This is a genomic window from Moorena sp. SIO2C4, assembly GCF_010672485.1.
Lineage (GTDB): Bacteria > Cyanobacteriota > Cyanobacteriia > Cyanobacteriales > Coleofasciculaceae > Moorena > Moorena producens.
This window is the reverse complement of sequence record NZ_JAAHGN010000422.1, coordinates 1-6,157: the sequence shown is the minus strand read 5'-3', so window position 1 is coordinate 6,157 and position 6,157 is coordinate 1. Positions and strand designations below refer to the sequence as shown.

The 6,157-nt window shown below is 46.1% G+C and carries 5 protein-coding genes and 1 pseudogene; 1 reads left to right on the top strand and 5 read right to left on the bottom strand.

Translation table 11 applies throughout. The annotated features are described in order from the left end of the window. The 4 genes from F6K20_RS20775 to F6K20_RS20760 all read right to left on the bottom strand — a co-directional run. Nucleotides 1-1,389, bottom strand: a 1,389-nt coding sequence (locus tag F6K20_RS20775) for an NAD(P)H-quinone oxidoreductase subunit 4 (protein WP_287295875.1), incomplete at its 3' end; no start/stop codon positions are given. Between the two features lie 104 nt (nucleotides 1,390-1,493). Next, nucleotides 1,494-3,560 carry an NAD(P)H-quinone oxidoreductase subunit 5 gene (locus F6K20_RS20770; protein WP_287295873.1) on the bottom strand — a complete coding sequence of 689 codons (2,067 nt, stop codon included), beginning with the start codon at nucleotides 3,558-3,560 and terminating at the stop codon, nucleotides 1,494-1,496. Nucleotides 3,561-4,312: 752 nt separating this feature from the next. Beyond that, complete coding sequence (trxA, locus tag F6K20_RS20765) at nucleotides 4,313-4,744, bottom strand: thioredoxin (RefSeq protein ID WP_008190808.1); 432 nt, start codon at nucleotides 4,742-4,744, stop codon at nucleotides 4,313-4,315. 86 nt (nucleotides 4,745-4,830) lie between these two features. Next, the gene (locus F6K20_RS20760) at nucleotides 4,831-5,547 is read right to left on the bottom strand and encodes an NnrU family protein (RefSeq protein WP_008190806.1); all 717 of its coding nucleotides are present in this window, start codon (nucleotides 5,545-5,547) and stop codon (nucleotides 4,831-4,833) included. 118 nt (nucleotides 5,548-5,665) lie between these two features. On the opposite strand from F6K20_RS20760, the pseudogene F6K20_RS20755 reads away from it, so the two are divergent. Further along, nucleotides 5,666-6,004: pseudogene (locus tag F6K20_RS20755) on the top strand (LysR family transcriptional regulator); the annotation flags it as partial. Here the strand turns inward: F6K20_RS20755 and F6K20_RS40095 are convergent. Further along, nucleotides 5,996-6,067 carry an Arm DNA-binding domain-containing protein gene (locus F6K20_RS40095; protein ID WP_353736794.1) on the bottom strand — a complete coding sequence of 24 codons (72 nt, stop codon included), beginning with the start codon at nucleotides 6,065-6,067 and terminating at the stop codon, nucleotides 5,996-5,998. The pseudogene F6K20_RS20755 and the gene F6K20_RS40095 overlap by 9 nt on opposite strands. Nucleotides 6,068-6,157 lie beyond the last annotated feature (90 nt).

Below are 6,157 nucleotides of genomic sequence, written 5' to 3'. Positions count from 1 at the left end.
TAACACTTCCCGAGGTTCCGCATCAATCAAGGCTTCGTGGGCGACTAATTCCTTGTTTTCCGGACCGTATAAAATCTCGCGCAGCATCGAGAGCAGGTAAATTGGTGTTAAGATAACCCCGACAGCTGCCAGGACGATCACTAATACCTTGAAGAAGGAACCGTAAGCATCACTGGTAGCAAAGCCAACAAACACCATCACTTCTGCCACAAACCCACTCATTCCGGGTAATGCTAAGGATGCCATGGAACAGGTTGTCCACATGGCGAACATTTTGCCCATTCTCTTACCAACACCCCCCATCTCATCGAGCATCAAGGTATGGGTACGGTCATAGGTAGCTCCTACTAAGAAGAATAGGCTGGCACCGATTAAACCGTGGGAAATCATTTGCATCACTGCCCCACTCATGCCTAAGTCGGTAAAGGAAGCAATACCAATTAAGACAAATCCCATATGGGAAATGGATGAGTAAGCAATCTTACGCTTGAGATTACGCTGGGCAAAGGAGGTAAGGGCAGCGTAGACAATATTGACAATCCCTAAAATCACCAATACCGGAGCAAACACGGCATGGGCATCGGGTAGCATGCCAGCATTCATGCGGATGAGGGCATATCCCCCCATTTTCAGCAGAATTCCAGCCAGGAGCATGTGTACCGGGGCTGTGGCTTCCCCGTGGGCATCTGGTAACCAGGTATGTAGAGGGAAGATGGGTAGCTTGACCCCGTAAGCAATCAGGAAGCCTCCGTAAAGCAATAGCTGGAAATTGAGGGCGTAATCTTTGAGGGCTAGCGATCGCATATCAAAGGTTACGGTATCTCCATAGAATGCCATGCCTAAGGCAGCTAGCAAGATAAACAGGGAACCCCCTGCGGTGTAGAGGATAAACTTGGTAGCTGCATAGAGACGCTTTTTGCCCCCCCAGATTGACAGTAGCATGTAAACCGGAATTAACTCCAGTTCCCATACCAAGAAGAACAACAGCATATCCTGAACAGCAAATACAGCAATCTGACCACCGTACATTGCCAACATCAGGAAGTAAAACAGCTTAGGCTTGAAGGTTACCGGCCAAGCTGCCAGCATCGCTAGGGTAGTAATAAAGCCAGTCAGTAACACTAGAGGCATGGATAAGCCATCTACACCTACTGACCAATTCAAGTCCATTTGAGGCACCCAGCTGTATTTTTCGACCAGTTGCAGTTCTGGGTTGCTCAGGTCGTATTGGGTCACAAAAGCATAGACAATTAGGGCAAAATCAATTAACCCAATAATTAAAGCGTACCAACGCTCCCAAGTCCCATTTTTTTCTGGCAGAAACGGGATCAGAAGCGATGCCGCAATCGGAAACAGAATAATTATTGTTAGCCAGGGGAAATCTGTCATAGTCAACTAGTCAGTCACCATTGGTCAAAAGAAAATTGCAAATTGTTAATTGTTAATTGTTAATTGTTAATTTTTGATCAACAACTAACAATTAACAAAGCAGGTCAGGTCACACCTGAGACAATTACTAAACCCAGTACTGCGAGGAAGACAATTAGAGCATAGAATTGGGCACGACCGTTTTCTACGTATTTCAGTGCTTCACCACTGAGCAGGGTGAAAAAGCCAGTCAGGTTTACAGCACCATCAACGATACGGTAGTCTACCTCCATAACTTGCCGTGCTAATCGACGGCTTCCCTGAACAAACAGCCGGTCATAAATTTCATCGAAGTACCACTTATTGAGAGACAGCTGATATAGGGGCTGGATTTTTTTAGCGATCGCATTGGGGTCAATCTTGCCCTGTAAGTACATCAGTACCGCAACGGAAATCCCAATCAGACCAATTCCCACGGAACTGCCGCCCATAATCAGAAATTCTGACCAGTCAAAGGCTTCTGCTTCTGCCACGACTTCGGCTATGGTTTCACTGGCTGGGTGGATAAATTCCTCAAAGTAGTTGTTAAAGGGAGTTCCCACCAAACCAATCAGTACCGATGGCACGGCTAAGACTAACAACGGTAGAGTCATCGTTAAGGGTGACTCATGGGGAAACTCACTGTGGTGGTGGTCGTGGTGATCATGGTCAGCCTGAGCTTCAAGTTCCCGTACATCCATAGCACCAGGACCAAAAGCAGGTACAGCTACACCAGCAGCTTCCTTGAGTTGATGACGGATTTCCATTTCATTGCCCCGAAATTCCCCTTCAAAGGTAGAGAAATACATCCGGAACATATAGAAAGCAGTCATTCCAGCAGTCAGCCAGCCAATTCCCCAAAGTATTGGACTTACTTCAAAAGTACTGCCTAAGATTTCATCTTTTGACCAGAACCCTGCGAAGGGGGGAATTCCACAAATTGCCAAGGTTCCAATTAGGAATGTCAGGGAGGTAATGGGCATAAACTTACGCAAGCCTCCCATTAACCGCATATCCTGAGCTAAAATCGGGTCATGGCCAACCACAGCTTCCATACCGTGAATTACTGACCCAGAGCAGAGGAACAGCATGGCTTTGAAATAAGCGTGGGTCATCAGGTGAAATAAGCCAGCACCATAGGCTCCAATGCCCATTGCCATTACCATATAACCCAATTGAGACATAGTTGAATAGGCTAACCCTTTCTTAATATCATTTTGAGTAATAGCAATGGTTGCCCCTAAGAAAGCGGTAAATGCTCCCGTCCAGGCAATCACAGTCATGGCGACTGGAATCCCTTCAAACACGGGGTACATCCTGGCAATCAAAAACACCCCAGCAGCTACCATGGTTGCGGCGTGAATTAGGGCAGAGATCGGGGTTGGGCCTTCCATGGCATCGGGAAGCCAAACGTGGAGGGGAAATTGGGCGGATTTAGCCACCGGACCGAGAAACACTAAGACAGCGAACACAGCTGCCATGCCTGCACCCAGGTAACCGGATTCCACAAAGGTTTCCAGATTGGCTCCCATGACATCAAAGTCGAAGGTGCCAGTTGCCCAGTAGAGTCCCAACATGCCTAACAGCAGACCAAAGTCTCCGACACGGTTAGTCACGAAAGCTTTTTGACAAGCATCTGCTGCTGCCTTACGGTCATACCAGAATCCAATTAACAGGTAGGAACACATTCCCACCAGTTCCCAGAAAATATAAACTTGCAACAGGTTGGCAGAAACGACCAACCCTAGCATAGAGGAACTAAACAAGCTTAAATAAGCATAAAAGCGCACATAACCGGGGTCATGAGCCATGTAGCCATCGGTATAAATCATCACCAGAAAAGCTACGGTGGTCACAACTACCAGCATCAGTGCCGTTAAGTGATCGATGGTATAGCCCATCATTAGGTGAAAATTGCCAGCAGCAGCCCACTCCAGGGTGCGTTGATAGGGTTCATGACCATGAAATTGACTCCAGAGTATAGCAAAGGAGAACACCATGGACGCCCCCAACCAGGAGACAATAAATACAGCTAACAGCTGCCGCAGACGGTTCGTTGCTCTATTGAAGGAAATTAGCCCCAGACCAACCAGCATTGCCCCTGCCAAGGGAAACACTGGGATTAGCCAGGCATATTGATAAAGCGGTTCCATTTAAGACAGCCTACTTCAGATTTCGTTACTATTTTGGCAAACTGTTAACCGCTCATGTCTAAAGTTTTTCTTTTTGTTTGTCTGTAGAAGGCCAGACGCTTTAATCTCAACTGCACTATAGCAGCCTAGGCCATGGACTTACGGTCGGCATTGGCTTGCGGCGACTACTACCAACAGCCGCCATCCCGTGAATAGGCTACTAAGGTCTCATATCTGATACAAATCTTAACCTTTTTCGTAATCTTCATCACAAAATATCTCATCAAAATGGGTAATCATCATGAGATAATCGGACTAATTGATGAAAATAATAAAAAAAGTTTAGTTAACAAAAATTTATCTTTTCGTTACGGAGCCATTGCCAATTACTAGGAATGGAAGTGCTATAATCGATAATTTATAAATTCACAGGCACAGATCAGGCACAAGAGTCAGAAACCAATTAGTAATTGGCAATCGGTAATTGGTCATGGGAAAGGGTAAACCCACAACCTGGTTACCGATGACCAATTCAATGGCTAATTAGGTTAAGGCGCGCTAATTAGTTTAAGTTAAGGTTCTAGGCTTTTAGGTTGAATGGCTAAGGGTGTTCTGACCTAGTTGGCTAGCGCCTGGTCAAGCACGGAGGCTCTCAAAAGCTTTCCTTCTGTACCATTACCCTCTTGTAGCTAATACCTAATACCTAATACCTAATACCTAATACCTAATAGCTAATACCTAATACCTAATACCTAATACCTAATACCTAATACCTAATACCTAATACCTATAATTTCTCTTGAGGAGATATTGACCGAAAAAGCTTTCAAACCTTGGCGCTGCCTTTTATCCAAGTCCTTGGTGAAATCTGGGTATTGGCAGTGTGATTTGAGCAGCCTGGCAATTTCCCTGAGCAGCTCATCCCGACCTTGGAAACCTTCTATTCGTGAGACCAACTGACCTTGCTCAAAGAATAGCAATGTCGGTAGGGTCTTGAGTCGATAGGTATTGGCAAGCTTGAGATTGTTATCGGCGTTTACTCTGACAACCTTGACATAATTGCTTCCTTGAGTTTGGAATTCCTCAAGTATGGGGTGAACAAACCGGCACACTCCACACCAAGGGGCCCAGAAATCAACGATAACTGGGGTGGAAGAGTCTAAAACTGTTTTTGAAAACGTCCGTTCATCAACAGACAATACCATGGTTTTTTAAAATATAAGGGTTTTTACATTTGTTTGGGATCATGCTACATCGAATCGGGATCATCTGAACAACAGAAATGCCCTAATTACCAATTTACTTGGGCTACAGCTGTAATCATGAGGGGATGTACCCACCACAACAGCCCAGTAAAACCGATGACTCCTAGGTATGCCGGACGAACAAACTCTTGCCATTTCAGGAATTGACGTCCCTGGATAATTGCCAAAAAAGGGATTACCGATGTGCGAGCTTTGACTGTACAAAAGGCTTCTCCATGCCGTGCCAACAACCGGCGGTCTCCATGCCAGACAGCGAAAAGATGGTGGAGAATTAATCCCACGGAGGTCAATAGGGTAAAGGTGCTACCAATCCAGAGGGTATGGGCAATACACCATATTACTTGTCCTACCATTTGGGGATGCCTGGTAACCCGCATAATGCCAGACTCATATAGATGGACTTGGGGCTTTTGAATCGCAGCAATTTCCAATAAATTAAACGTAGCTGGATAAAGAAACAAGAACGAAATCCCTGAAAGCCCCCATACTAATGACTTCATCCCTGGCAGGTCCTGAAGGAGCCACAACTGTAGACCATCATACCGATGGTTCAAAAAGTAAATAATTAATACAACTGCTAGCGGAAGACTCACTAAAGCAAAGACAATACGATAAAGCCTTGGACCAATTATTTGTTCACCCTTAGAACGCAGGGCGGCTAAACCACTATGAGCGATCGCAAAAGTCAATAGCAACCCAAACATGACAAAGTGGCTGACACTCAGCCAATTTGGAAATACCATAGGCAAGGGTGATAGATGAGAAATAACGCTCTATTATAGCAAAAAAGAGTAGGAACTTGAGTCCGGGTTATGTTAGTGTCGATTTCAGCTCGCTCCTTTCTGTTAATGGTTTAGCCCTATGTCTGACCTACCTTTTTCTCTCGATCAACTCCGTATACTCAAAGCGATCGCTACTGAGGGGAGTTTCAAGCGTGCTGCTGATAGTCTATACGTAAGCCAACCTGCTATCAGCCTGCAAGTGCAAAATTTAGAGCGACAGTTAGAGGTGCCGTTATTTGACAGGGGTGGACGCCGTGCCCAACTGACCGAAGCTGGACACCTGCTGTTGGACTATGGGGAAAAAATTCTGGCTCTATGCCAGGAAACCTGCCGAGCCATTGACGACTTACAAAGTCTCCAAGGTGGTACCTTAATTATTGGTGCATCTCAAACTACCGGAACCTATCTACTACCTCGTGCGGAAGCCCTGCTTCTGGACCTGTCGCCGCTTGCCGGTCGCCGGATCGGGGCCGAGGTCCACCCGGTACGCATACCCGCCCTCGAGCCATAGCGCTCGCTACCAGCTGTGCACCTTTTGTGTACCTCTGACCGAAGTTGCGGCTCAGACCTG